This is a genomic window from Prescottella equi (assembly GCF_002094305.1).
Taxonomy (GTDB): domain Bacteria; phylum Actinomycetota; class Actinomycetes; order Mycobacteriales; family Mycobacteriaceae; genus Prescottella; species Prescottella equi.
Map to the genome: position 1 here is coordinate 1,097,332 of NZ_LWTX01000001.1, position 24,969 is coordinate 1,122,300.

Annotated in this window: 29 protein-coding genes and 4 pseudogenes; 9 read left to right on the forward strand and 24 right to left on the reverse strand. The window is 66.4% G+C overall.

What is annotated here, in order from left to right; genetic code table 11:
- Positions 1-3: 3 nt before the first annotated feature.
- The 10 genes from A6I89_RS05250 to A6I89_RS05295 are packed head-to-tail and all read right to left on the reverse strand — an operon-like array spanning position 4 to position 5,211.
- The gene (locus A6I89_RS05250) at positions 4-339 is read right to left on the reverse strand and encodes a gas vesicle protein K (protein WP_005512784.1); all 336 of its coding nucleotides are present in this window, start codon (positions 337-339) and stop codon (positions 4-6) included.
- Complete coding sequence (gvpJ, locus tag A6I89_RS05255; RefSeq protein ID WP_022596294.1) at positions 336-533, reverse strand: gas vesicle protein GvpJ; 198 nt, start codon at positions 531-533, stop codon at positions 336-338. Before gvpJ (A6I89_RS05255) ends, A6I89_RS05250 begins: the two co-directional genes overlap by 4 nt.
- Positions 530-1,309 (reverse strand): GvpL/GvpF family gas vesicle protein, encoded by a 780-nt coding sequence (locus A6I89_RS05260; protein WP_022596293.1) that lies wholly within the window; start codon positions 1,307-1,309, stop codon positions 530-532. The genes gvpJ (A6I89_RS05255) and A6I89_RS05260 overlap by 4 nt, the downstream gene beginning before the upstream one ends.
- A complete protein-coding gene (locus A6I89_RS05265; RefSeq protein ID WP_005512787.1) occupies positions 1,299-1,712 on the reverse strand; it encodes a gas vesicle protein in 414 nt (137 codons plus the stop codon). Before A6I89_RS05265 ends, A6I89_RS05260 begins: the two co-directional genes overlap by 11 nt.
- A complete protein-coding gene (gene gvpO, locus A6I89_RS05270) occupies positions 1,709-2,008 on the reverse strand; it encodes a gas vesicle protein GvpO (protein ID WP_005512788.1) in 300 nt (99 codons plus the stop codon). Before gvpO ends, A6I89_RS05265 begins: the two co-directional genes overlap by 4 nt.
- Positions 2,009-2,014: 6 nt before the next feature.
- Positions 2,015-2,266, reverse strand: a complete 252-nt coding sequence (locus tag A6I89_RS05275; protein WP_022596291.1) for a gas vesicle protein GvpG — start codon at positions 2,264-2,266, stop codon at positions 2,015-2,017.
- A 1-nt stretch (position 2,267) separates the two neighbouring features.
- A complete protein-coding gene (locus A6I89_RS05280) occupies positions 2,268-3,050 on the reverse strand; it encodes a GvpL/GvpF family gas vesicle protein (protein WP_022596289.1) in 783 nt (260 codons plus the stop codon).
- A complete protein-coding gene (gene gvpJ, locus A6I89_RS05285) occupies positions 3,047-3,445 on the reverse strand; it encodes a gas vesicle protein GvpJ (RefSeq protein ID WP_005512792.1) in 399 nt (132 codons plus the stop codon). The genes A6I89_RS05280 and gvpJ (A6I89_RS05285) overlap by 4 nt, the downstream gene beginning before the upstream one ends.
- A gap of 3 nt (positions 3,446-3,448) precedes the next feature.
- The gene (locus A6I89_RS05290) at positions 3,449-4,465 is read right to left on the reverse strand and encodes an SRPBCC family protein (RefSeq protein ID WP_022596288.1); all 1,017 of its coding nucleotides are present in this window, start codon (positions 4,463-4,465) and stop codon (positions 3,449-3,451) included.
- 5 nt (positions 4,466-4,470) lie between these two features.
- A complete protein-coding gene (locus tag A6I89_RS05295) occupies positions 4,471-5,211 on the reverse strand; it encodes a hypothetical protein (protein ID WP_022596286.1) in 741 nt (246 codons plus the stop codon).
- 199 nt (positions 5,212-5,410) lie between these two features.
- Between A6I89_RS05295 and A6I89_RS24340 the strand changes: the two genes are divergently transcribed.
- Positions 5,411-5,668, forward strand: a complete 258-nt coding sequence (locus A6I89_RS24340) for a DUF6480 family protein (protein ID WP_080559245.1) — start codon at positions 5,411-5,413, stop codon at positions 5,666-5,668.
- A gap of 134 nt (positions 5,669-5,802) precedes the next feature.
- Here A6I89_RS24340 and A6I89_RS05300 read toward each other — a convergent pair.
- Positions 5,803-6,144 (reverse strand): annotated as a pseudogene (locus A6I89_RS05300) (CGNR zinc finger domain-containing protein); the annotation flags it as partial.
- 64 nt (positions 6,145-6,208) lie between these two features.
- Between A6I89_RS05300 and A6I89_RS05305 the strand changes: the two are divergent.
- A pseudogene (locus A6I89_RS05305) lies at positions 6,209-7,435 on the forward strand (epoxide hydrolase family protein).
- A 68-nt stretch (positions 7,436-7,503) separates the two neighbouring features.
- Here the strand turns inward: A6I89_RS05305 and A6I89_RS05310 are convergent.
- From A6I89_RS05310 to A6I89_RS05320, 3 genes are all read right to left on the reverse strand, one after another.
- Complete coding sequence (locus A6I89_RS05310; protein ID WP_022596282.1) at positions 7,504-8,079, reverse strand: DUF488 domain-containing protein; 576 nt, start codon at positions 8,077-8,079, stop codon at positions 7,504-7,506.
- Between the two features lie 27 nt (positions 8,080-8,106).
- Complete coding sequence (locus tag A6I89_RS05315) at positions 8,107-8,865, reverse strand: MBL fold metallo-hydrolase (RefSeq protein ID WP_044991090.1); 759 nt, start codon at positions 8,863-8,865, stop codon at positions 8,107-8,109.
- 150 nt (positions 8,866-9,015) lie between these two features.
- Positions 9,016-9,312 carry a hypothetical protein gene (locus A6I89_RS05320; protein WP_005512802.1) on the reverse strand — a complete coding sequence of 99 codons (297 nt, stop codon included), beginning with the start codon at positions 9,310-9,312 and terminating at the stop codon, positions 9,016-9,018.
- Positions 9,313-9,521: 209 nt separating this feature from the next.
- On the opposite strand from A6I89_RS05320, the gene A6I89_RS05325 reads away from it, so the two are divergent.
- Complete coding sequence (locus A6I89_RS05325) at positions 9,522-9,905, forward strand: hypothetical protein (RefSeq protein ID WP_049910447.1); 384 nt, start codon at positions 9,522-9,524, stop codon at positions 9,903-9,905.
- Between the two features lie 1,243 nt (positions 9,906-11,148).
- Here the strand turns inward: A6I89_RS05325 and A6I89_RS05335 are convergent.
- The 5 genes and pseudogenes from A6I89_RS05335 to A6I89_RS05360 all read right to left on the reverse strand — a co-directional run bounded on the left by A6I89_RS05335 (position 11,149) and on the right by A6I89_RS05360 (position 16,137).
- Complete coding sequence (locus tag A6I89_RS05335) at positions 11,149-12,309, reverse strand: DUF6924 domain-containing protein (protein WP_139811862.1); 1,161 nt, start codon at positions 12,307-12,309, stop codon at positions 11,149-11,151.
- A 444-nt stretch (positions 12,310-12,753) separates the two neighbouring features.
- Positions 12,754-13,221: pseudogene (locus A6I89_RS05340) on the reverse strand (AAA family ATPase); the annotation flags it as partial.
- A 736-nt stretch (positions 13,222-13,957) separates the two neighbouring features.
- On the reverse strand, positions 13,958-14,314 hold the full coding sequence (locus A6I89_RS05350; protein ID WP_005512808.1) for a hypothetical protein: 357 nt from the start codon (positions 14,312-14,314) through the stop codon (positions 13,958-13,960).
- Between the two features lie 261 nt (positions 14,315-14,575).
- Positions 14,576-15,295, reverse strand: a complete 720-nt coding sequence (locus A6I89_RS05355) for an NAD(P)H-binding protein (RefSeq protein WP_232244739.1) — start codon at positions 15,293-15,295, stop codon at positions 14,576-14,578.
- On the reverse strand, positions 15,259-16,137 hold the full coding sequence (locus tag A6I89_RS05360) for an alpha/beta fold hydrolase (protein ID WP_013416208.1): 879 nt from the start codon (positions 16,135-16,137) through the stop codon (positions 15,259-15,261). Before A6I89_RS05360 ends, A6I89_RS05355 begins: the two co-directional genes overlap by 37 nt.
- Before the next feature lie 83 nt (positions 16,138-16,220).
- Between A6I89_RS05360 and A6I89_RS05365 the strand changes: the two genes are divergently transcribed.
- A complete protein-coding gene (locus tag A6I89_RS05365) occupies positions 16,221-16,718 on the forward strand; it encodes a CGNR zinc finger domain-containing protein (RefSeq protein ID WP_022596270.1) in 498 nt (165 codons plus the stop codon).
- An 87-nt stretch (positions 16,719-16,805) separates the two neighbouring features.
- On the opposite strand, the gene A6I89_RS05370 is transcribed toward A6I89_RS05365, so the two are convergent.
- Positions 16,806-17,255, reverse strand: a complete 450-nt coding sequence (locus A6I89_RS05370; protein WP_044991142.1) for a winged helix-turn-helix transcriptional regulator — start codon at positions 17,253-17,255, stop codon at positions 16,806-16,808.
- A 127-nt stretch (positions 17,256-17,382) separates the two neighbouring features.
- Here A6I89_RS05370 and A6I89_RS05375 point away from each other — a divergent pair, with 127 nt between their 5' ends.
- The 3 genes from A6I89_RS05375 to A6I89_RS05385 all read left to right on the forward strand — a co-directional run bounded on the left by A6I89_RS05375 (position 17,383) and on the right by A6I89_RS05385 (position 20,204).
- The gene (locus A6I89_RS05375) at positions 17,383-18,255 is read left to right on the forward strand and encodes an aldo/keto reductase family oxidoreductase (RefSeq protein WP_022596266.1); all 873 of its coding nucleotides are present in this window, start codon (positions 17,383-17,385) and stop codon (positions 18,253-18,255) included.
- A gap of 67 nt (positions 18,256-18,322) precedes the next feature.
- Positions 18,323-18,925: a TetR/AcrR family transcriptional regulator gene (locus tag A6I89_RS05380; RefSeq protein ID WP_005512814.1), complete on the forward strand. Its 603-nt coding sequence runs from the start codon at positions 18,323-18,325 to the stop codon at positions 18,923-18,925.
- Between the two features lie 37 nt (positions 18,926-18,962).
- Positions 18,963-20,204, forward strand: a complete 1,242-nt coding sequence (locus A6I89_RS05385) for an MFS transporter (protein WP_237171243.1) — start codon at positions 18,963-18,965, stop codon at positions 20,202-20,204.
- Between the two features lie 257 nt (positions 20,205-20,461).
- Here the strand turns inward: A6I89_RS05385 and A6I89_RS05390 are convergent.
- Positions 20,462-20,890, reverse strand: a pseudogene (locus tag A6I89_RS05390) (GAF domain-containing protein); the annotation flags it as partial.
- Between A6I89_RS05390 and A6I89_RS05395 the strand changes: the two are divergent.
- Entirely contained in the window at positions 20,842-21,039 is a 198-nt protein-coding gene (locus tag A6I89_RS05395) for a hypothetical protein (protein WP_022596259.1), read from the forward strand. The pseudogene A6I89_RS05390 and the gene A6I89_RS05395 overlap by 49 nt on opposite strands.
- A 1,135-nt stretch (positions 21,040-22,174) precedes the next feature.
- Here the strand turns inward: A6I89_RS05395 and A6I89_RS05400 are convergent.
- Both A6I89_RS05400 and A6I89_RS05405 read right to left on the reverse strand, forming a co-directional pair.
- Complete coding sequence (locus tag A6I89_RS05400) at positions 22,175-22,909, reverse strand: SDR family NAD(P)-dependent oxidoreductase (protein WP_005512821.1); 735 nt, start codon at positions 22,907-22,909, stop codon at positions 22,175-22,177.
- Between the two features lie 110 nt (positions 22,910-23,019).
- Positions 23,020-23,610 (reverse strand): TetR/AcrR family transcriptional regulator, encoded by a 591-nt coding sequence (locus tag A6I89_RS05405; RefSeq protein WP_037085177.1) that lies wholly within the window; start codon positions 23,608-23,610, stop codon positions 23,020-23,022.
- A gap of 276 nt (positions 23,611-23,886) precedes the next feature.
- Here A6I89_RS05405 and A6I89_RS05410 point away from each other — a divergent pair, with 276 nt between their 5' ends.
- Positions 23,887-24,186, forward strand: a complete 300-nt coding sequence (locus A6I89_RS05410) for a ferritin-like domain-containing protein (RefSeq protein ID WP_005512823.1) — start codon at positions 23,887-23,889, stop codon at positions 24,184-24,186.
- A gap of 55 nt (positions 24,187-24,241) precedes the next feature.
- Here the strand turns inward: A6I89_RS05410 and A6I89_RS05415 are convergent, their stop codons facing one another.
- A complete protein-coding gene (locus A6I89_RS05415) occupies positions 24,242-24,850 on the reverse strand; it encodes a flavodoxin family protein (RefSeq protein WP_022596255.1) in 609 nt (202 codons plus the stop codon).
- Positions 24,851-24,969: the final 119 nt, after the last annotated feature.

Sequence of the window (24,969 nt, forward strand, 5' to 3'; positions counted from 1 at the left end):
CGGTCAGTCCTCCGCCAACAGCGGGCCGAGCGGGCCCAGGTCGATGTTGAGGTCCTCGGGTTCGAGTCCGAAATGCTCACGCAATTCCTCCATCTTCTCCTCGAGCAGCATCAGCGTCGTGCCGATGCGTTCGATCTGGTCGTCGGAGAGATCACCGGCGTCCACGCGGCGCAGCGCCTGCCGCTCCATGAGCTGTCGCAACAGTTCGACGAGTGTGAGGACCAACGCGACCAGCCCGCGTTCGACCGACTCGGGATCCGAGTCGATCCGCTGGCGAATCGACCGATCGTGCGGGCCGGCACGCTCGTTCGACGTCGGACCGCCGGTCGATTCGCTCACCCGGCATTCTCCGGCTTCTCGTCGGGTGGCCGGGTCAGCGCACTGACCGACGACACGAGCGTGCGCAGGGAGATGTGCACCATGTCGACGTCTGCGATCGACAGGGTGATCTCGCCCGCGACGACGACGCCTCCGCCGAGGACTCGGTCGAGGAGATCGACCAGCGCGATCCGACGGTCCGGGGTGGCGCTCACCGCGCACTCGCTTCGACGGCGGTGAACGAGTACGGCGGCCACGGGCCGGTGAGTACCAGGTCCACATCGCTCAGTCGCGCGTCGAGTTCTTCGACGGCCGTGACGAACTCGCGGTGGCGGCCGTTGTCGACCAGGAACGACGTGTTGAGGATCTCCTGGGAACGACGGCCCGCGAGGTCCGGGGGAGAGGGCGGTTGCCGGACGCCGGCCACCGCCCACCGTGCCAGTTCGGCGAAGATCTCGTCGGCTCGTCGGCCCGCCGCGGACTCGGCTTGCTCTCGGGCGGCCACCTGTGCGCGCCGCTGCATGAGATACGCAGTGCCGGAGGGGCGTCCGGTCTTCTCACGCGCGTCTCGGGGTTCGCTGCGCGGTCGCTCGAGGTAGGCGCGCACGCCCCACTCGGACCGATCGGTGATCTGCTGCAGTGCCTCGCCGAGTTGCTCGGCATTGTCGCGCAGCATCGTTCGGACCCGATCGTCGTCGAAGTACACGGTCGCCAAGCGGAGTGGCACGGTGGCACCGCCCGCGCAGATGGCGGCGACGACCGCGTCGTGTCGACGGGCCGTGTCGGCCAGCCAGTCGAGATCCTCGAGATTGCGCCGCAAAGCTTCCTCGCCGAACGTGTCGAGGCGAACAGTGCCCACGACGGCCGTGAACCCCGAGTCGGTTACCGTACGGAGTTCCTCGCCGGCCACCCCGCGGATACCGGAGATACCGCCGGGGAACGGGCCGTCACCGGTCACGGCGTACACCCACACGCCGTCGTCAGGAGTCATCGTCGCGAACCTCCGCGGCGGGTGACTCGGCCGGTTGCACCGCCCGGTGCGGGTCGGTCACGTCCGCGACCCGTCTCTCGCCGGATTCGAGAGCCTCGATGCGCGCGCGCAGACGCTCGTTCTCGAGTTCCAGATCGCGGTTGTTCCCGGACAGCCACGGATCGTGTTCCCACCAGTCGATTCCGACCTCGCGCGCCGTTTCGAGCGAGGCGATCACCAAGCGCAGCTTGATGGTGAGCAGTTCGATGTCCAGGAGATTGACCCGGATGTCCCCGGCGATCACGATGCCCTTGTCGAGGACCCGTTCGAGGATGTCGCCGAGATTGGCCGGCTCGTGGCCCGCCCCGCCGAGCCCCTGGCTGTACTGCTGTGGGTAGTTCGCTCCGCTGCCCGACCTCGTCACTGCTGTGCCCCCTTCTCGGACCGACCGCGCGTGTACTGGCGGCTCCTCCGGTAGGACAGCAGCATGCCGTCCATGTCGAGGACCACCACGTAGATCGCGAGGACGTCGGAGGACGACGGGATCCGGCGATCCTCGACGACCTCCACCTCGACGGACCACCCTTCGTCGCTCGGCGCGACCGACACGGCTCCGATGGGCGTCCGCCCCGTGAGCGCGGCGATCTGCCGCGCCGCCTCCGCGGCGGCCTGCGGTGCTGTCAGGTCGGTGGGCTCGTCCGGATCTCGAGGCCCGCTCATCGCTCACTACTCCTCTCCGGAGCCGCCGGCGTCCCGACGGCGCGTGACCCGGTGGAGGATCTCGTCCTCGGCCTGCGCGGCCTCGTCCTCCGAGATCTCACCGGAACGGCGGCCTTCCTCGATCGCCTCGAGGTCCCGGCGCATGGCGGCAGGGCTCGTCGTCTCCTCCTCGACCTGCCGGCGTACGACCTCCCCGATCCACACGACGCCCCGGACGGGCGCCAGTGGCAGTCCGAAGATGGCGGAGAAGAGTCCCATGTCAGGTACCCGGCGCCCGCGTCTTCACGAAGTCGTAGGCGGCCAGCGGACCGGCCACCGTGACCTCGACGCGCCCCTGCCAGTCGTCGATCAGCCGCGCCACGGCCTTGTCCAGTTCGTCCACCCCGTCCGCGGAGATCAGTACGGCCACCGAACCAGCTTCCTCGTCGTCGGTCGGCTCCCGTGGTGCCACGGCGGTCGCCGCGGGTTCGAGAGCTTCGACGGTGCGCCCGGTGTCCTGCTCGCGTTTGGCCTGCAGTGCCTGGCTGATTCGTTCGCCTAGCGCCAACCGCTCGTCGCGGGTCGTGTCCTCGGGTTGTTCGCGGACGACGTCGCGCAGTCGTGCCGCCTCCGGGTCGTCGGCGAGGATCTCGCGGAGGATCGCGTCCTCGACGTACTTGCCCTTGACCACGAACTCGACCTTGCCCTCGAGCTGTTCGAGCGCTTCGTGGAACTCGTCCCGATACGGTTCGAGAAGTTCGGCCACCACGGCATCGGTATCGGTGAGTACGGCGCCGAAGCGCAGCGGCAGAACCGGTGCCACCGTCGCGGTGGAGTCGAGGACGGCCGCATGGGCCCGCAGGTCGTCGGAACTGCCCAGCGGGGTGTCCGGGTCGATCTCGCTGACCAGAGCGGCCACGTCCTCGTGGTGGACGATCTTCAGCGGCCGGGGCGGCGAGCCGATACCGGTGGCGTCCTCCTTCACTTCCACGTCCGCGGGAACCAGTCCGTACACGTACACCACCGGGCCACCACCGTCCGGTGCGGATTCCTGTTCGCTCATCGGTCCTTGCCTCCGCCGGAGTGCCCGCGTCGCTGCGGCTCACGCTCGTCCTGCGAGCCACCGAGAAAGTCGAGCACCTTCTCGCCGGCCGCCTCGATGGCGCCCTTCGTCTTGCCTTCGGCCACGCCCGTGGTCATGTCCTGCACCATGTCGGGCAGTCCCTTGGGCTGAGTCTCCGAGATCTCCAGGCGATTGACCGCCTCCGCGAATCGTAGGTACGTGTCGACGCTGGCGACCACGACACGCGCATCGATCGTGACGAGTTCGATGCCGACCAGAGAGACCCGTACGTACGCGTCGATCACGAGGCCCTTGTCGAGGATCGTGTCCACCACGTCCGCGAGGCTCTGGGAACTCGGGCCGCCGGCACCGCCGCCCCCTTGCACCATGGTCATCTGTTACTCCTTCCGGGAACCGGCTTCCGCTCGCTCACCGTCGTCGGTTTCCGCATCCTCCGGTTCCTCGTCTTCGTTCTCGTCCGGCTCCTCGTCCACCTCGTCGTACTCGTCGGGTTCCTCTTCGTCGCCCTCGTCGCCCTCGTCGCCCTCGGTGTCCTCGTCTTCGGGTTCGTCGTCCAGGTCCTCCTCGGGAACCACCTCGCCGTCACGGATCTCGCCGTGCCAGCCCTCGACGTCGTCCGGGTGCAGGAGGGTCTGGATCATGACTTGGCGGCGGAAATGTTTGAGCTCGAGTCGGATTCGACGTCCCTGTGCCCGCCAGATGTTGCCGGTCTTCTCGAAGAAGCCTTGCGGGTGGTACTCGATCACGACCAGCACCCTGGTGAGGTCGGGTGTGAGTTCGTGGAAGGTGACCGCGCCGTCGAGATACCCCTTGTCGCCCTTGGAACGCCACACGATGCGTTCGTCCTGAACCTGTTCCAGGATGGTGGACTCCCACGAGCGGTGGGACCAGAAGACCTGCGCCTTCCACCTCAGCTTCTCGTCCGAGATCTGTTCAACCTGCTCGAGTTTCTTCATGAACCGGGGAAAGTCGGCGAACTGGGTCCACTGGTCGTACACCAGATCGACCGGTGCGCCGATGTCGATCTGTTCGACGATGTTGGTGATCTTGTCCCTCTTGCCCTTACCTTTGCCCTTGCCGCCACCAGTGAGCGCTTGCTTGAGGTCCTGGCCCTTCTCCTTGATCTTTCCGGTCACCGACGACATGCCGGCCTTGAGCGCGACCTTCGCGGGCGACTCGCCCTGCGCCAGCCCGGTCACGGCGGACGCGAGACCTCCACTTCCGCCGCCCTCGGTGAACTGGTCGAGATTGCCCACGGTCGACGAGACGGTGTCGGTCAGCGACTTCACCCCCTTCTGGGCGACGGCGCCGACGAGATGCTGCAGGGACGACTTGAGCTGATCCGCGCCAGGCGTGGTTGCCTTCTCGTCGGTCCCTTCCTGCGTTGTGGTCATCACCCTCACCTCCCGGTCCGTCGCACGGGTGCATCGGCGGCCGTCGCGGACCGCGTGCGGGTGCGCGACGTGGACTCGGAGTCCTTACGTGTGCGCGGCGTGCCGCGTCGCGCCGCCGAGCCGCGCGCGGAAGACCTGCGCCGGGGGGCCGCGTCGTCCCGGCCCTCTTCGTGATCGGATCCCACGTCCTCGTCGCTCTCCGTGCCGCCGGCATCTCCCGTATCGGCGTCATCTGTGTCTGCTGCGGACTTCGTCCGCTTCGTCCGTTGCCGAGAGGAAGTGGACTTCGGAGTCGCGGATTCGGCTGTGGCTGTGTCTTTCTCGCCCTTCTCGCCCTTCTCGGCCTTTCCGTCCTGCTCTTCCTCGTCTTCGTCGTCCTTCCCGCCGCCCAGCAAGCCCTCGCCGACCTTGCCGACGGTGTCGCCGACGTCCTCGCCCACCTTGCCGACGCTCTCGCCCACGCCGGACCCGACACCTTCGATGCGGTTGGTGAGGGCGTCGATCCGGTTGCTCGCGGCCGCGACCGCCGCCCGCTTTGCGGCGTCGGTGAGTTCACCCCGGACACTTTCCGTGAGTTTGCCGACCTCGGCGGACTCCCCGAGCCGTTTGATTCCTTCCCGAACCAGTTGGCGTGAGTTGTCGGGAAGACGTCCCGTCGCTCCCGCGCCCGCGAGCATCAGCGCAACCTTCATCTTTCGCGTTCGGCCCAGGAAGTAGCCGGCCGCGACACCGAGTGCGACTCGCATGCCACCTTTCATGACCTGTCCTTCGTACGGGGGAGGGACATGCCCGGTACCCCACCGGCCCGGATCGCCGCGCTCCACCCGTTTCGGTTAGCCGCTGCGACGCCCGCACAAACACCGATTTCGGAAACCGACGGGACTCGGGGCGAATGACTCGCGGCGCCCCTGGGTACTCGGATCCAAAGGCGACCAGGAGGACGAGATGACCGATCCACGCGCAGCCGAAAGCCCCGACCCCGACCCCCGCAACACCCCGGACCTGGAACCAGGTGGGGGCGTGCCCGCAGGGTCCACTCCGCCCGCATCCGGCGGAACCTCGGGTGTGTCGGAGCACGAGCCCGACACCCGCCACGGATTTCCGGCGACTGGTGCCGCCACGATCGTGGTGGTCGGTCTCATCGTGATCGTCTTCGCCGCGGTGGTGGTCGCGCTCATCCTGATGGCGACCGGCGTCTGGTGATCCGAGCGCCGTCGGGAGGCCGCCCGTTCCGGGTTCGCGTCGAGCGGGGGCACCACTGTCGGCGACGCGAACCTTGAATGGGCGATCAACATCGTCATCACCCCGATCGGGGGTGACGCCGGCCAGCCGCCGGTGTTCGTGCGCTGGTTGGCTATGAAGCGGGCCTTCTTCTCGCGATTGCCACACGTGTTCATGTCGCACCATCTGCGGGTCCGGCTTCGGCTGGTGTCGAAGAACGCGGCCCGGCAGGTGGGTGATGCGCACAGGGCCAGTCTGCCGTCGCGTTCACCAGTGATGACATCGATCGCGTCGGCGGCGATCACTCCCAGGGCGTCGTCGACGCCGGACGCCGACCCGAGTCGCCACCGACGCCCACCCGTGGACGTCAGGACGGCCGAGGCGCGGCCCCGGAGGCTGCAGTCGTTGATGGTGTCGACGGCTGCTGTCGGGAGGGTCTCGCGCAGGGCCGCCGTCGTGTTAGAACCGTCATAGCTGGTTCTCTATCGGTCGTACTCGGTTCCGCGGTGACCAGGAGGTCCCATGTCCACGCTCGACCATGCTCAGCCTTCTCCGCCGGATTCCATTGCGGTGCAACCGTTCACTGCTGACGCCACCGACGCCGAGCTCGACGATCTGCGCACGCGGCTGGCGGCGGCGCGGCTACCGGAAGCCGAGACGGTCCACGGCGCGGCGCCCGGCCAGGCCCGATGGGACCAGGGCGTTCCGCTCGCCGACCTCGTCGAGGCGGTGAACTACTGGCGCACCGAGTACGACTGGCGCTCGTTCGAGACGCGACTCGACCGGATCGGCCAGTTCCGCACCACCATCGACGGCCTCGGCATCCACTTCCTGCACCGCCGTTCGACGCGCGCGGACGCCACGCCGCTGCTCCTCACGCACGGCTGGCCGGGCAGCATCGCCGAGTTCGTCCATGTGGTGGACGAGCTGGCGGAACCGCAGGAACCCGCCGTGCCGGCGTTCCATGTGGTGGTTCCGTCGCTGCCCGGCTTCGGCTACAGCGACCGCCCCACCACCACCGGGTGGGGCACCGAGAAGATTGCGGCCGCCTGGGTACAGCTGATGGGACGGCTCGGCTACGACCGGTTCCTCGCGCACGGCGGCGACTGGGGCGGCAACATCACCACGGTGCTCGCGGGCCGGTTCCCGGGGCACGTCTTGGGCGTCCACACCCTGTTCGCGGAGGCACCGCCGGGGTTGTCCGTGGACGGGCTGACGGCGGACGAGCGCAGATGGACCGAGGAGACCCGCGACTTCTGGCATCACCGGGCGGCGTACGCGAAGTAGCAGGCCACGAGGCCGCAGACCCTCGGGTATTCGCTGGTCGACTCCCCGGTGGGGCTGCTCGCCTGGATCCTCGACAAGTTCGCCGAGTGGTCGGACACCGAGGACAGCCCCTTCGAGACGATCTCCATCGACGCGATCCTCGACGACGTCACGCTGTACTGGTTGACGCGGACCGGCGCCTCGGCGGCCCGCATCTACTACGAGAGCCACAACTCGCTCGATCCCGAGCTTCGGGTCGACGTGCCGTCCGCGATCACCATGTATCCCCGCGACATCGAGAAGTGCCCACGCCCGTGGGCGGAGCAGCGGTATAGGCGGATCGTCCGATGGCAGGAACCCGAGACCGGCGGTCACTTCCCGTCGCTGGAGGTCCCTGACCATTTCGTCCGGGATCTGCAGGAGGGTCTGGCGGCGGTGCTCGCCGCCACTCGGACAGCGACGCCGTCCGGTGGGACCATGTAGTTCGGATCGGATCGTCGGAGTAGGCGCCGCAGGTTGCCGCGCACACACCGACAGCTCCGAGGCGGCGGCTACGGTGATCCGGCCGCAGGCGCCGGGTCGGGCGGATAGGTGACCACCCCGTCCGGGCCCACCGACGGAGCCGCGCCCCATTGCCCCAGCCGATGCGGCCGCGGCGCGGCGTTGTTCACCAGATGCACCACGCTCCAGCCGCGGGCGGTCAGTGTGTTCGCAATCAGCAGGCGGTGGCAACGCCACGGCATCGGCTCGCCGCACATGATCGCGACGTGTCGATCGGCGGCCAGTGCGGTGAGTCGCTTCAGGCCCGCCTCGAAACCTGCGGTGAGCGTGTAGTCGGCGTAGTTCTTGAAGCTCGTGTTCTGCCAGCCGGCGTTGATCATCGGGTCGACGTCGTGCTGCTTGGGCCGCCGACCGGCGAGCTCGGTGAGATGGAGGTACTCGATGGCTGCGGCACCCAGCCACGCGATCATCTCGTCGGCGTCGAACTGCGGACTGCGCCGCGATCCCGGCATCTTCCGCACGTCCACGATCATGTCGATGTCGGCCTGCGCGAGCGTGTCGAGCACGACGGACGGCGGGCAGGCCCAGTGCCCGATCGTCCACAGTTCACCCGGTTCGGCGCGCATGGCCCCATGCTCGCAGCAATGCGACGATCACACCCGGTACTCGCGGGAGCGCGCCGCTTCACACGCCAGATCGACGGCGGCCGCGATCGCCATCGACACCACCGGGCCGTGGCCCGGCAAGACGGTGTCCGCGTCGAGGCCGGCGAGGTGGTCGAGTGCTGCGAGTGTGTCCCCGTGACCGTGGTCGAAGACCGGCGGAAGCAGTTGCGGGCCCTGAGTCTTCGACAGCGGATGCGCGGTGACCAGGGCATCGCCGGTGACGATGACACCGTGCTGCGGCAGATGGAACGCGGTGTGCCCGGAAGTGTGGCCGTGGGTGGCGACCGGCACCGGGCCGCCCGGGAGGTCCAGGGGGCGACCGGAGGTGACGGCCTGCGCGTTCACGGACACCGACCTGGTGGCGCCGGCCCGGGCGATGCGCAGCAGCCACGGCAGCACGCCATGCCGGTGCAGCATCGGGATGAAGTCCTTACCGGTGGCCTGCTCGAGGTAGTCCCGTCGGGCGTGCGCCACCTCGGTGGGGTCGGTGAAGACGGGGATTCCGTAGCGTTCATGGAACGAGACGATCGCGCCCATGTGGTCGACGTGCGCATGCGTGAGCAGCATGCCCTGCACATCCTCCGGCCGCCGCCCCAGCGATCGGATCGCCCCGTCGACTGCGGCCACATCGCCTGGATAGCCGCCGTCGATCAAAGTGAGCGCGTCACCATCTCGCAGGAGCACGAAGTTCACATGCGTTCCGCTGCCACGGAACACATCGGGCGCTACTTCCTCAACCGTCGTCACGGGAATCGATTGTGACTCAATGTCGGGCGAGCAGTGAATACCGCACGGTTCATCGACGCTGCAGGTGCACCGGTCGGCACACGGGCGCTCGTACGGCCGGACCGTTCTTCTTCTTTTTTTGGGGGGGTTGACCGGTCCGCCCGTCAGCGCTCAGCGGTGCGCCGCCCTCCCGCGTTGGGCCAACGTCACGACGAGTACTGGCAAGCCCTGGGTGAGAACGAGCACTGTGACGACGACACCGATGCTCACGCCCGGCGCCGAATTCCACAGCGCGCTTCCGATAGCCAGCGCGGCAACGATGCTCGAGAGCCATGCCGCGTCGCGACAACGACGTCCGCGCAAGGAGGGCCGCGTTGCACGCTGACCATCGTTGTCGCGGGCCCCCATCACGGCACCCATTGCGTTCAGCACGACCGCCAACAGTGTTGCGATTACGCCGACCACCATTGCTACCCCCTCGTAGATACGCGATTTCGACTCTAGGCGGTCTTCAGCGTGGGGAAGAGCGACTTCATATCTGATGGCGCGGCACACCCACGCGGTACGTCGAGAGCTGTGGCTGCGGTACTGCCTAGGGTGTTGCTATGGGGTACAGGCGGGGGTTGATCGCGGCCGTGGCGGCGCCGGTTGTGGGAGCAGGGGCTCTGTCGGGTTGTGTGACCAACGTGGATACGCCCGCGACGTTCGCTGCGATGGTGACGATTACTGGTGACGCAGACGAGGCGAGGGTCGATTCCGGTGAGTGCGTCTGGGCCGGTGCCGCGCACCTTGTGCCGGTCTACGTGGTGTCCATCTCTGCTGGATCCGCTGCGACCACTGCGACCGCGCCCTTGAGAGTCGAATCGATCGAAACGGATCCCGACAATTGGACTGGGACATGCACCTACTCCGCGTATTTCGAGGCGATCGCCGCGAACCAGAGAATCTACGAGCTGTGGGTGAGTAACAACATCCCGCAGCCTTCCTTCACAGCGGACCAACTGAAAGACGGACCCACCTACCACCTGGAAGGGCCGGTGCTTGATCCGATCGCTGAGTAATCAGACGTCGTCCGCTTCTTCGGCACGGTAGCCAAGCCGGATCCACAGGGCTGATGCTGCCCCGAGGAGTCCTGTAATAGCGATCGCCGAGTGTGGATGCCTGGCGGGATAGGTCAGTTCGCAACGGGAGGCGATTGAGGACAACCCAGAGTCGCTCCATGGGTGCATTGCCGGTCCGGGTGAAGTGGCCGACCAACCGGGCGCGGCATCACACTGCTGATCGCTGCGGTGCCGCGCCGGTCGCGATACGAGCAGTCAGTCTCCGAGGATGGAGATGACGGTTGATTCTTGCGGGACGGTGAAGGCTGGGATTTGGAAAGGGGTGAGGTATTCCTCGATCCCGGGATACTCGGCACCCACATGGCCCGATCGTTCTCGTGGCGTCCGCAAGTCGCGAGTATGACGTAGGAGCCAGCGGGGACGTCGGTGAGTGTTTGTGTGGTGACTCCGGCCGGGGTAGGGCCTCCGGTCTGCCAGGGCTGGGGGCCGAGCACGACGTCAGCGACTGGTGGGAGGACACCCCCGGGCGCCTCCGCCAGGACTGTCGCACAGGACAGTTCGGTTCCGGAGTTGTTGGTGATCGTGTTGATGACGGTGGAGCCGTCGACGGCGAAGCTGTAGGTTACGTCGCCTGCGCTGGCGGCGGATGCGGCCGCCGGTGCTGCGGTTGCGAGTGGAATGGCGGCTGCTGCAATGAGCGCGGCACGGGAGGTCAGTCGCATACGTGAGTCCTCTTCGTCCGAGATGTGCAGTGTTGATTCTTGATCTTGGCCTCACACAACCGCCGCCGGTGTGATCCTCGGTCGTTGCGGCGTCCGGCAGGACGCTCACCTGGGAATGTGTGCGGGCATCGGCGTGGCGTAGCTATGGGACACCGACGACAGCGGCGCTGTTGCACCACTGAGGATGGCGCGGTGAACCCTCCACCCGGCCTCGACGGCTGGGTAGAGCTCTTTTCCGGCACCCCGACGGTTCGCCATCTGAACAGTCCCGCAACGGTATTCGTGGATGTCTCGCGCGTCTCGCCGCTGCGCGTGCGGGCTGGGGGAGTGCAGCTGGAAGCGCGGATGCACGGGTACCTCCACTGCTGGCTCCGAATCGCTGATGACCGCTGGCTCGCATAGGTCTGCATCCGCGCCTGATCCGCCAACGGGCGCAGCGAACTCGACGTCTGTTTGTGGGTCGACGCCTCCGACGGCGCGCGCCGGTACGTGTGATGGCACCGTGTCGGGGGCGCGCGCGGTCAGAAACCACGGTAGACCCCGTCCGGGCCGGCGGACTCGACGAATTCGTCGAAGTCCATGTTGCTGATGGAGAGGTTGTTTTCGACGGACCACATCTGAGAGGGGATGACGCGGACGGTCTGGCCGCGGGTGCTGCCGAAGTCCTCGGGGCCGGTGTCGACGGCGAGGATCGGGTGTTCGGGGTCGGTGATGGTGGTGTGGTCGGCGATGAAGACGTAGTACGGCGGATGGTCCCCGATGCGCTCGATCAGGTCGGGGATCGACAGTCCATTGTTCTCGGGATTGTCGATGCAGGTGAGGTCAGCCGAGAAGTCCGAGTTCTCGCCTTCTCCGGGTGCCATTGCGGCCGCGGCGGCTTCACGCCACTTCGCGTCGTCGCTGAAGTCTGTTCGGATCAGGAGGGAGACGCCCCCGTCGCCGCCGAGATAGTCAGCGAGTCGGCGTCCGGTCCCGAGCATCCGGGTCAGTTTGGCATCGGCCTGTTCGGCGGCCTCCAGGTCGATTGCCTCGCGAATCTGATCGGCCGGGGTAGAGGGCAGATCCGCGGGAACGATCGAGGCGATGATGCGTTCGCAGTCGCCGGTGTCGATCGGCGTGTGACTGCGGATCTCGTAGGTCCACGGGCCGACCGTGGCGCGGTGCATCAGTGGGGTCCGGGTGCTCAATTCGCCTGCAGGCTCGCCGAGTTCGGTCACCCATTGCCGCAGCGTGAAATCCTGATAGTTGGGCATGACCTGCAGATTCAATGCCCCGGTGCGAGGATCGCCGTCGATGGGCCGGGCCTGGATCTTCCCCGGTGTCCAGGTGACCTGCGCGGCCGGCATCTGGGACAGCGCCTGCATCTTCGCTTCGTACTCACGCTGACCTGCGTTGGCGAGGTCTTCCTCGTCCCGGGTGGGTCCGGTCCAGGTGAACAAGGCAGGGTCGAAGGGCTCGTCGATCAGGGGGTCTGAGAGTTCCAGGGCAAGACCTGGCGTCGATCGGGACAGTGCGACACCGGTTTCCGCGTCGATGGCGTAAGTGACAATACGGCCCGTGCGGTTGATGGACTGGTCTGTGAACTGCACTTCCCAGCCGGTGCGGCCGCGCACGTCGACTTCTCGCGGCGAGGTGGGTTCATCCAACTGAGCGGGAACACCCTGCTCCTGCGGCAACCACATCGAGTACGCCTGCAGGAGGAGGGAGGGTGCGTGACCGGTCATCATCACCCACCGATGCGGGGACTTCACCACATGCACCATGATTCCGTCGTCGCCGCGGCGGTACTCGTCAGTCGCGTTCTCGATGTAGGTGACCTCACCGGAGGCGTTCTCGATCCGCCACGAGGTCGGCGGCTGAAACCACACCTTGCCCGTATACGTGCCGTCGGCCCACGTCTCGGCACGCACCGATCGACCCATCGTGCTGTAGCTCAGTCCGCGCACCTGCGGCCACGTCATCGACATTCGCCCAATGTATCCGGCACCCCAGAACTCGGCCGCGCGTGCGTACGGTAGTGGTGGGCGAACCTGACACGGCTGTAAAGCTGGGCGTGGCAGGAGAAGCCATTTTCGATGCCTGGCATCCCCGATGAAGATCAGTCCGTGGTTGCCCCGGTCGTATTCGTCGCGGAGCATCTCGAGGGCGCTGGAGGTCAGGTGTTCGGATTCGTCGATGATGCGGAGTTGGATGCGGTCGCCGCGGGCGGAGGGGTCGGTGTGCTCACCGATGCAGACGCTGGCGTGGGTGGTGATGCGGGCGAGGTCTTCGTGGATGCGTCGGACGGTGGTGCCAGCGTAGAGGGTGTAGACGATGGTGCGGTTGCGTGCGCGTGCGCGTGCGGCGCTGATGGGGCGTTCAGCGTCCTTGTCGCGTGGTCCCCATTCTTCGAGGAGTGGTTCGGCTTTGTCCCAGCGGGCGTGGCGGCGGGCAGAGAGGGTTTTGCCGACTCCGGCTGGGCGTAGCAGATTCCGATGGTCGCCTCGCGGCGGACGGTGTCGGCGAACTCGGCGAACCCGACGGTGTGCTTTGGTGGTGATGAAGGTGTCCGTCGGTGTCCGAACTCGCGGCAAGGACAGCGCCACCACCCGCACGAACGCTCGGCAGGGATGGCATATCGGGCGCGGGACGGCTCATTTGTCAATGAGTCTTGGACGTAGGCCATTGCCTGTTGCGCGCCAGGGTCGGCGAACCTCTGCGCGAGGTCGGCCGGGGCAACGTCCTCGAACCGCTCGTGAACCCACCACAGGTGACCTTGGGGATCGCGAACGCGGGCCTCCCGCTCGCCGAAGGCCGATTCGGTTGGCTGAGTCAAAAGTCGAGCACCAGCTTCTACTGCACGGTCGACAGCCTCGACGTGACCAATGCGTCCGTCGGGTCCGAGCATCCGCGAGCCGGGGGTCTCGTACGCTTGAATCGCTGCTTCTAGGAACGCGATCTCAGCTTCGGTATTGTCGCTGATCACCCAGGGATCCACCCGGGAGTAGCGCGGGGGAACGTTCACTTCTGTTGGTTCCACTCATGAGGCGATCATTCCTGAGGCAACCGACAGACGTGCGACAGACGTGATGCCCAGGGGACCTCTCCGCGCGTCCCGATAGACCAACCTCCACCGGACACACTCACTCCCGACCTGGGTGCGACTTCCGCGGTTGGATGGCGGGGTTCTTCCGACGCGTCGTGGCGGGACGTTGCTGCGCTCGATCGCCACTGGGGCTCGCGCTCCGCAAGGGGATCGTCCTCGCGGTGACCCGGCGTAGGTCATCGGAGCGACGGCGGGGTCAGCGGGCGGCAGTTCGACGAACCCATACTTCTCGCAGAACTGCTTGGTCAGGGCCCGCCAGAGAGGCTGTATTCGAAGTAGCGGTCGCCCCATTTGAGGTAGGCACGGGTGGTGGCTTGGCCGCGGATTTCGTCGTTCTGGAATTGGTAGATGGGGTGGCGGGGCCAGAGGTTGCTGACATGTTCGAGGGTGTATTCGGCGTGCCTCGGTCGGCGGATCTCGTCGCGCTCGTGGCTCCGGCTGTTGCTGAGGAGGTATGTGCGGCCGAGGGATTCGAGTCGTTCGGGTGGGGTGAAGATATTGATGCTGTGGTAGATGAACATCGTGTAGAGGATCCCGGCGGCGAGCAGCGCGGTGAGGATGAGGACCCCGTATCGCAGTGTGCGGCGCAACGTTGTCGACATGTGGGCACAGTATGTCGTCCGTAGCCGGAACCGCCGGATTCCAACCTACTTGTCATCACCGTCGGCCATCGGTGGGAAGGGTGCGTCGAGGACCCGTTGCTGGCCCCGCAACAGGGAGAGGGTGTAGGTATTGCCTATCGTCAGGGTGATCAACGGTGCCGCGTCGGCGACGCCGGTGGGGCCCGGCGGCGATCAGCTGTGACGGAAGTCGGATCATGGCGCGATCCTCGGAGACCGTGCTCCGACCTCCGTGCGATGGAACTACGGATGTGTCGTTCCGTGCTCCACCTGCCCGGCCTCGACGAGTGCGCGCGAGACCGCTGCGTCGATGCGGGTGTTGCCCTCGTTCAGTTCGAGGATCTGTCTGCCGATACGGGGTTCGTGCAGAATGTGGGCGAGCGTCGCGGCCACGTCGCCTCGGCTGATTCGACCGTGCAGTTCGGCGGGGCCGAGGGCGACGAGCCCGGTTTCGGCGTCGTCCGTCAGCAGAGAGGGGCGCAGGATCACCCAGTCCAGTCCGCTGCGGGTGAGTACGACCTCCGCCTCCTTCTTCACGGAGAAGTAGTACTCCTCGTCTGCCGGAAGGCTGCGCTCTCTCCACGCCTCGGGGAACACGGACACGAGCGCCACCCGGCCGACGCCGGCCAGGCGCGCCGCTTCGATGGTCTTGGCGACCCCCTCCCGGTCGACAGCCTCGGTGACACCTCGTTTTCCACCGTTCGATCCCGCGGCGAATACGATCACGTCCGCGTCGGCGATGGCCGATGCGAGGTCGTGCGGCGTCATCGCACCGAGTTCCGCGACGACAGTCTCGATATTGACTGCAGCGAACTTCTCCTGGTCACGGGTCGACCGCGTCAGGCCCCTGACGGTGTCGCCTCGGCCCGCTAGTCGCTCAGCGAGTAGCCGACCGACTCTCCCGGTGATTCCGATGACAAAAACGTTCATCGGCGTGCCATATCGAAAGTCTCGCTTCGCCATTCGTCGATGACGCGGACAACATCGTCGAGGTGCGACTCGAGGAGGAAATGGCCGCCGTCCATCAGCTCGATGCGCGCATGGGGCACGTCCTTCCGGAAGGCCTCGGCACCGGCGGGCCCGAAGATCTCGTCGTTCCTCCCCCACACTGCGAGTACGGGAATCCGGGCGGTGCGCAACCAGTCGTGCACCGCAGGGTACAGCTGTCGATTGGTCGCGTAGTCGGCGAACAGGTCCAGCTGAGCACGGTCGGATCCCGGGCGACCGAGCAGAGCGAGGTCGTGTTCCCAGGCGTCGGGGTCGACGGTCGTCTGGTCGGCGACTCCGTGCTTGTACTGCCATTCCACCGCCTCTCGCTCGAGTGCGGGTCGCAACGCGGTTTCGTGCTCGACGGACCGATCGGCGCCGTAAGCCCAGATCGGTTCCCAGAACGCCGGCACGAAACCTTCCTCGTACGCATTACCGCTCTGCGAGATGACGGCCTCGACCGACCGCGGCTCGGCCAACGCCAGGCGCCAGGCGATCGGTGCGCCGTAGTCCTGTACGTACACGGTGTATTTCGCGACACCGATCGTCGTCAGAAAGGCGCGCGTCACGTTCGCCAGGGACTCGAACGAGTAGTCGAAGTCATCGACGGAAGGAGCCGACGAGCGGCCGAACCCGATGTGGTCGGGAGCGATCACCCGATACGTGCCCGCAAGCGCCGGGATGAGGCGGCGAAACATGTGCGAGCTGGTCGGGTATCCGTGCAGCAGAAGGAGAACGGGCGCATCCGGGGATCCTGATTCACGGTAGAAGACCTCGTGGTCGCCGACGGCGACGGTGCGGTGGTGGACAACACTCATGACTAACCCCTTAATTAGGTTTAACTGGTTAGCACGACGGTAGCATGAGGAGTAGACCGACGCGACCGGAGGAAGGGGTGCAAGTGGTTCAGGACGAGGATCTGCTGTTGGCATTGCTGAACAGCGCGCCGATCGTCGACGGCAAGAAGGTCGACAACCTGCCAGGTTCAGCCGGTCGCGAGTTGACCCAGCAGTTCGGTGGAACGGGGTCGCAGACCGAGATCGCGCACCTCCAGCGGATGCGGAACGCCCTGCACGACGTAATTCGCGACCAGGCCGACGCCCATGCAGCCCTCGACTCACTGCTTCGCGACGCGTTTCTCACCCCCGAGGTCGGGCCCACCGGGATCAAGTGGGAGTTGCAGACTTCCCCGGACGAACGGCTCGCGGTTCGTGCCGCGATGGCCTGGTCCGAGGTCACGGAGCGAATGCCCGGCCGACTTCGCCCCTGCGCCAACACCGAGTGCAACCTCTTCCTCATCGACCACAGTCGTCCAGGAAGCGCCAAGTGGTGCTCCATGAGCACCTGCGGGAACAGGATGAAGGTGCGCACACACGCCCACCGCAGACGGGAGGTCTGACGCGCCGAGTAGCGCACACGCGGCAGCGCGCCGAAGTCGACGGCCACAGCCGGCACATCCGTGGCTACCAACCCGCGGGCGCCCCGGTCAGACGCCGACGTCGTCGTGCAGACCCCGGTGGGCAAGTATCTGCGGCATGTGATCCTGGGCCCAACTTCGCAGGCCTCGGGTCACCTGGTGGAGCGATCGACCGAGGTCGGTCAGCTCGTAGGAAACGGTGACCGGCACCGTCGGTATGACGGTGCGCGTGATCAGACCGTCACGCTCGAGTGCTCGCAACGTCTGCGTCAACATCTTCTGACTGACGCCGGCCAGTATCCGCGCAATCTCGGAGTAGCGCAGCGCCTTTGCGGCGTCTGCCGTATCGACTTCCGTGCTCCCGCGATCCGACGCCTCGCCACCGAGAGCACACAGGACCAGAACGACCCACTTGTCGGAGATCCGGTCGAGCAGTTGCCGACTCGGACACTGCGCCAGAAACGCGTTGTACTGCGCCTTCTCCACCGCTCGCTTCTGGGCCGCGCTCGTCGTTGCCAATTCGATCCGCTTCCTCTCGAGTAAGTTACGCACTTCGAGGTGCCTACTTCCACACGGGAAGCGACTCTTCGATGATGGTCGTCGGTGGCGGCGAGCGCCACCTCGGATCAAGGAACAGGCGAATACGATGGAAGCACTCGACACTTCACTTCCCGGCGGCACTTGGACTCTCGGCGACTCTGTCGTCACCAGGTTCGGCTACGGCGCAATGCAGCTCGCGGGTCCCGGAGCCATGGGTTCACCCGCCGACCGCGACGGCGCTCTGGCCGTTCTCCGGGAGGCCGTGGCAGCCGGCATCACCCACATCGACACCAGCGACGCATACGGCCCCCGGATCACGAACGAGCTGATCGGCGAAGCCCTCCGCCCCTACCCCGACTCACTGTTCATCGCCACGAAGGTGGGCGCGACGCGCGACGCCCGAGGCGGGTGGCCCGTCGCCCGACGACCAGAAGAGGTTCGTAGGCAGGTGCAGCAGAACCTTCGGTCCCTGGGGGTCGAGGTTCTCGATCTCGTCAACCTGAGGATGGGCGACGCGACCGGCCCGCAACCCGGCTCCCTCGCAGAAGCGTTCGGCACGCTCTCGGAACTGCAGGAAGAGGGTCTGATCAGACATCTCGGGGTCAGCAACGTCACCCCCGCGCAGGTCGCCGAGGCGCAGGACATCGCCCCGATCGTGTGCGTTCAGAACATGTACAACCTCACGCACCGCTACGACGACGTCTTGATCGACCAACTCGCCGAACAGGGCATCGCCTATGTGCCGTTCTTTCCGCTGGGCGGGTTCGCGCCGCTGCAGTCCGAAAGGCTCTCGGCGGTGTCGGAAGAGCTCGAGGCGGCGCCGATGGCGGTGGCTCTCGCGTGGCTCCTGCAGCGATCCCCGAACATCTTGCTGATCCCGGGCACATCGTCGACGGCACACCTCCACGAAAACATCACCGGCGCGGCGCTTTCACTTCCCGAGGACGCCGTGACCGAGCTGGACAGGATCGGTCGCTGACCCCCGGACGGCAGCGCTCCAGCGGCCTTTTGGACAGCTGAGTACATAATCGTGTAGCGTGGCGGGCATGGGCAGGCCGAGAGGGTTCGACGAGGTCGCGGTTCTGGACGCTTCCGCCGAACAGTTCCGGGTGCACGGGTTCGCGGATACCTCTACCGAGCAGCTGTGCGACGCGGCCGGAGTCCGCCGGAGCAGTCTGTACAACACCTTCACCTCGAAGGACGAATTGTTCGTTCGCTCGCTGGAGAGAAGCGTCGCCGTCGCCAAGGAGCAGCAGGAATCGGTCCTGACGGACGTCGAACTGTCGGGAGCTGAACGCCTGACGGCCCTTTTCGCGCTCGTCCTGGACGAAGAGCGTCAAGCCAGGAAGAACGGGCACGCCGCAGGATGCATGGTCGTGAGCACTCACATGGCGCCCGACGTCGGCGCGCGCGAACCCCGAGTGAAGGACATCCTCGACCGCTTCCTGGCCGATCAGCTCGCGCTCGTGGCCGACGCGGTACGAGCCGGACGACTCGACGGCACCCTGCGGACGGATCTCGCACCGAAGCAGGCCGCCCTGATGGTGGTGTCGGCGATCTCCGGGATACGTGTCCTGGCACAGGCGGGCACCATGCCCGCCGAGCTGCGCAAGGTCGCCGATCTGCACATCGACTCCCTGAGGGCGTGAACGTCGGTGCACTGCACTCTCGAACTCTGCCCGCGTTTTGGACTCTCAAATACATAACAAGTTTTCGATCACCGAAGGAAGTCCATTGAAGAAACACCTGTACCTACTCATGCTGACGATGATCATCGTGGTCTCGAGTGAGCTGCAAGTGCCCGCGATGATGTCCGAGATGGCCGAGGACCTCGACGTGGACACAGGAAGGATCGGGTTGCTCGTCTCGATATTCGCGCTCGGCATGGCACTCGGTGGACCGGTGATCGCCTATGCTCTGCGGCACCGCCCACCCAAGCAGGCACTGCTCACAGTTGTCGCCGCCTACGCAGTCCCCGAGATGCTCGTACCCGTCGTGCACGAGTACTGGTGGGTGGTGCTGATGCGCATCCTGACCGGCTGCCTCGCAGGAGCTGCCGTAGGGCTATCGATCGTCTACGCCACCAGACTTGCGCCGAGTACGGACAAGATCGGCGAAGCCGTGTCGATCGTATTGAGCGGCATCATGGTCGGCACGGTGGTAGGGCTTCCCGTTTCCCACTTCATCGCCGGACGCTGGAACTGGCAGGCCACCTTCTACATTCTCGGCGCTGCCGCCCTGGCCGTATTCGCGCTCAGCCTCCTCACGCTTGCTCCGAGGAGCGCCGCCAGTGCCGCCGACAATGCTCAGGACTTGCGCAATCTTCGTCTCCCCAGCCTGTGGGCGCGCTACCTCGTGAGCTTCCTGACCATCGGAGCTGCATACGCGGCGTTCTCCTACTTCACTCCTCTTCTCGAGGACAGCGCCGGGTTCGGTGCGGACGCGACGACGCTGATACTCCTCGCGTACGGACTCTGTGCCCTCGTCGGCAATCTGATCGTCGGGAAGCTGGCAGACAAGCACGCCGTCGGCGTTCTGCGATTCGGCCATGCCTTGCTGTTCGTCTCACTCGGCGTGCTCGCACTCGCGGGCCAGACCCAACCTCTGGTTCTCACCATGGTGCTTGTCGTCGGGCTCGCCGGGGTGTCCATGAACCCGCCCCTGGTGACCCGGGTCGTCGAAATCGGGGGCACGGGAAATCTCGTCAGCACCTTCCACACGTCGGTGATCACTTTGGGCATCACCGCCGGAACTGCGTTGAGCGCCTTGACCATCAGCATGTTCGGAAACGATCCCGCAGTTGCCATGTGGACCGGCAGCGCGTTCGCGCTTCTGGCCGCGGTCACGCTCGCCCTGCAGAGAGGCCGCACGCGGGCGGCGAACGACGAACTCGATCGGCCGGCCGGGGTCGAGGTCGGCGTCAGCTGAGCTCCGCTTCCCGGTGCACTGCTCGCCCAGGTGCGTGACCGCGACCCACCTGGGCGGAGGGTGGAAGACGGTTTGCGTGGCAGATCGATATCGTCCCGTCGCAGCGGATCGACCTCTTCCTTCGCCGGAATCGACGAGTCAGGCGGAAGGGCGTTCATCCCCCTCGGTGAGGTTGCGCCCTCGCGCTGGGCTGCGATCACCGCGATCGCCGCATGCGTGGCCAGTGAACCCCCGACGCTCACCGAGGTGGAGTCGAACGCATGGGGAGAGGCACTCAACAGATTGAGCGCGCCCAGGTTCGACTCGGTGGTGTAGAGCTGGAAGGCGAGCATCGAGCCGATCCCCGCGTCCGCGGCACGGGGCGCGAATCGCGGCCACCGGTCCTCGTGCGCCATGTCGTCCACCCGAACCGTCTCGTGCTCCCAGATCGCCTGCAGGCACGGACCGTCGTCGACCAACTGTTGCAGGTCGTCGATCCGGCTCGGCAACTCGGATGTCCCGGCGCGCGATTCCAGACGCCCGCCCCGCACGGCCAGCGTGATGTCCGCGTGCTCGGCCCCGGGAACGAGCTCGACCGCGGCACGCGACGACGGGCACGCCGCGCTTCGGCACACGCGCCGTAGCAGTCGCCGCGGCGGTGACCGTGTGGGTGCGGATCCATGTCCCGTCCGCCGTCGGCGACGCACCGCGGCCGGCAGGCACCGACGAGCCCACGACGCGGCACGCGGTGTTCCCGTCCGGAGCCCTCCGGATGCTCGGAGCCGCCGCCGTGGTGGGCGCCGCCACGGCGGCCGTGTGGACCTTCGGTCACGAACTGCCGCCATGTTCTCCGTAGTGGCGTGTAGTTCAAAGCAATTGGCACCGCGACCTACGCTGCGCGGTATGGGCGCGAGGGAAGTGCCACCCGAGGCGGTCGCGGAGACGATCGACGCGCTGCAGCCCGGATCGGATACATGGCAGCAGGCGTGGGTCGCCCGCGACACCGACGCCGGCCGCGCCACTCGCGCACCGCACCGGGATCAAGGCCGCGATCGCGGCGGCCGCGGGAGTCGACCCGCGCCCCGAACTCGAACGTGCCCTACGTGCTGGAATCGTCACCGACGAGCCCACGGCGGCGCAGTCGGAACAGACGAAGCGGCGTCGGCGGTCGGGTGGCAGTGACGATCAGCTTTCGATGTGGTGAGCCGTCGAGGTCTGAGGTTCGACGATCGCGACAGCGGAACTGGAGAATGGGGGAGTGAGACTCGAGGGCTGGAACAGCATCCCGAAGGGATTCGGGGGACGTTTCGATCTGTCGCGGGCGCCGTGGTGGTTGCGAGCGTGGATGGCCACACCGTTCGTTGACCGGTTCGCGTATCCGGTTGTAGTCGGCCGGGGTCTCGGATACCTCACCGCTCATCCGGGATCTCGTCCCGCGGCACTGCCCCCAGATGCAGCGGCTCGTGGTTGGCGACTGGAAGACCCGCCAGTCTCTGATGGCGGGTCATTCCTGTCGCGGCGCACCAGCAGGTAGGGGAGCTTGCGTAGCCGCCGGCAGCGCTGTTCAACCATGGCGCCACTTGGAGGCTACGGCCCGTCCCGGGCTATGTGGGCCACGGCTTGTTGACATTGTGGCGGTGGGGTGGTGTCAAGATCGGCCAGCAGATTTCTGTGGTGGTGAACGTTGTGGGAGCTGAGGGCGTGCCGACGCGGCCATGAACAACGAGCCGCCGGCCGCGATCAGCTGAAACCACTGCGACGGATGGATGGTCGCCGCTGCGCCACCAGAGAGGGTGCGCAATACGAAGCCCGGCGACACGATGCGGCCGTGGAGAATCCCCTGATGCTCGAGCCCGAAACAGTAGGCGGGCTGGTGACCGTGTGGACCGCCATCGCCGACCTCCACGTCCAGGGCATCGCCCCCGAGCAGTGACAGTGCTATTCGCACATGCTCTGCACAGCTCCTGCCGGGCGGGGTGCATCTGCGCGGCTCAAATCTGAGCGAAGCCGCCGTCCACGGCTAGCTCGGAGCCGTTGACATAGCTGGACGCGTCCGAGGCGAGGAAGACGGCCGCCGCGGCGATCTCTTCAGGCTCGGCCAACCGGCCGAGTGGAACCGACGCCCCGGCGGAGGCGACCGCCTCGGCTGAGATCAGGTCGACTAGACCCTGCGTGCGGGTACCGCCCGGGGAGAGCATGTTGATCCGGTATCGACGCTCCCCGGCGACGTGGGCGAACCCGCGAACCAGGTTACGAAGCGCAGCCTTGGTCGCCCCGTACACGGGCAGATACGGCTCGGGCCGCGAGGCCGCCGTCGATCCGGTGAGGATGATCGACGCCCCCGCCGAGAGCAGCGGCAAGGCCTTCTGCACGGTGAACAGCGAGCCCTTGACGTTGGTGGTGAACATGGCGTCGAACTGCTCCTCGGTGATCTCGCCCAACGGCGCCACGATGCCGATCCCGGCGTTGGCCACCAGGACATCGATCCGACCCGCCTGCTCGGCAACCGTTGCAAAGAGCGCGTCGAGATCCTCGAGCCTGCCCACGTCACAGCGGATCCCGGTCACCCCGGGACCAAGTTCGGCCTCGACCTCGTCGAGCTGCGCCTGGCGACGGCCGGCGACGAACACTCGGGCACCCTCGTCGAGGTACGCCCGCGCGATCGCCAGTCCGATACCCGCGTTACCACCGGTTACGACCGCGACCTTGCCTTCCAGGACCTTCATGGCAGCTCCTACCTTCTTGTTATTTACCGACCAGTCCATAACAGCCGATGTGGACCGTTTAGTCAAGAACAGTGGCGGAATTGTTCGCCCGCACGCCATTGCGGGAATGCTCAGGGCTTGGGTAACAGGCCGTTGAGCAGGGTCTCGGCCGTAATCGACAGGGCGGCGGGGTCCTGACCGACCCGGCCGAGGACAATCAGCCCGAGCTGACCTGCCAGCACCGCATGGGCGGCGTCTTCCGAATCGACATGGAGGGCGATGTCGCCCTCGCGCTGCGCTCGCCGTATCGCATCGACCAGCATGGAAGTGGTTGCGGCGTAGCTGCGCCGAGCCTCAGCAGCCACCTCCGCAGTGCTCATGGAGAGCTCCATCGCGGTATTGGCGAGCAGGCAACCGCGACGAGCCTGTTCGCCGCCGGGATCGCGTACGGGTCCGGTCACGAAACCGCGAATCACATCGATAGCGCGGTCGGCCTGCTCCAGCCACGAACGCAGCATCCGATCATTGGCCTCGTCGTACTCGCGAAGCACACGCAGGAACAAGCTCCGTTTGTCTCCGAATGCCCCGTACAGACTCCCTTTGCCCAGTCCGCTGGCTGCCACGAGATCGTCGAGGGACGTGCCTGCGTACCCGTTGTCCCAGAACACCGCCTGCACGGCCGCCAGGACAACCTCTTCCTCGAACTGGCGTGGACGCGGCATGCAGCCAGGATATCTGTATTGGACCACCCGGTCCATCATCGCGCCGAGCGGAAGCGCCGTCTATCGAGCGGTCTTTCGCCGGTTGGCTGGTTGTCGTACCTCTTAGGGAGGGCTCCACGTATGGCTCGGCCGCACACTCACTGGGGGTGAGTGCTTTTCGTGTCGTCAGCTGGGGCGATGGCATGTCCTGGGCCTGGACGTGACTGCGATTCGCGACGACGGACGGCGCCAGGTGGAGCAGGGCGCGTTGACCTCGGGTAACACTACCGAGGTCGAGTGATCAACGTTCTCAATCAGGTGGTGGCGACTGAGATGGTCTGCGTCATGCGGTACACGCAGAACGCGATCGCGGCCAGCGGTATCGACCGGGCGCAGGTGGCAGCCGAGTTCACCGAACACGCCAACGAGGAGATTCAGCACGGGTTGCGTGCCGCCGAGCGCATCGTGATCACCACCTATCAGGAGATGGTGCGGTGGACCGGCAACTCGGACCCGACTACCCGCCGGCTCATCGAGGACATTCTCGCCGAGGAAGGAGACCACGCCGACGACCTGAACGACCTCCTCGGCAACTGATCCGCGATGGCCTCCAGCGGGGCTGTCTGCCCGTCGACTCGCGGTCATGGTTCGGTCAGGTCGCCGGATACCGGTTCTCCCGCAGCACGCGAGCGAGGTGTGCCGCGTTCGCGGCGAGCGTCGCGTTCGTCGAGGCGACGGCCTCGGGCACGTCGACGAGATCGTTGTAGTCGCCGGGAGTCATCGCCTCCCCGTTCCAGTACGTGCAACCTTGGGCCGGCACCGAGAAGCCGATGTCGTTCAATGCCTGGAACAGGCTCGCGACGATGGCGTGGGCGCCGTCCTCGTTCCCGACGACCGCGGCTGCCGCGACCTTGTCGAACAGGATAGGACGCCCCTCTTCGTCGGTTTCCGAGAGCTCGGCGTCGAGACGTTCGAGGACGCGTTTCGCGACGCTCGACATCTGTCCGAGCCATGTGGGCGTCGATATCAGCACGATGTCGGATTCGAGGACCGCGCGGCGCAGTGTCGGCCACTGGTCGCCCTCTCCCATATCCTTCTCGACGCCGGGAGCGACGTGATGGTCCACGACCCGCATCGTGCGTCCCGAGACGCCGTGCTTCTCGAGTTCGGCGAGGACCTGCCGGGCGATCAGGTCGCTGCTGGAGGGGGCCGGAGAAGCCTTGAGTGTGCAGACGAGAGCGAGCGCAGTCGGTTCGGTCATGCCTGCGGATACCCAGGCCGGGGCGGGCTCACGCATGTTCCGCGGAATCCGCAAGGTCGGTGTTTGGGGCCGGTCGGCACGGGTAGCCCGTGATCGCCCGTACTCGGAACTGGGAGGCC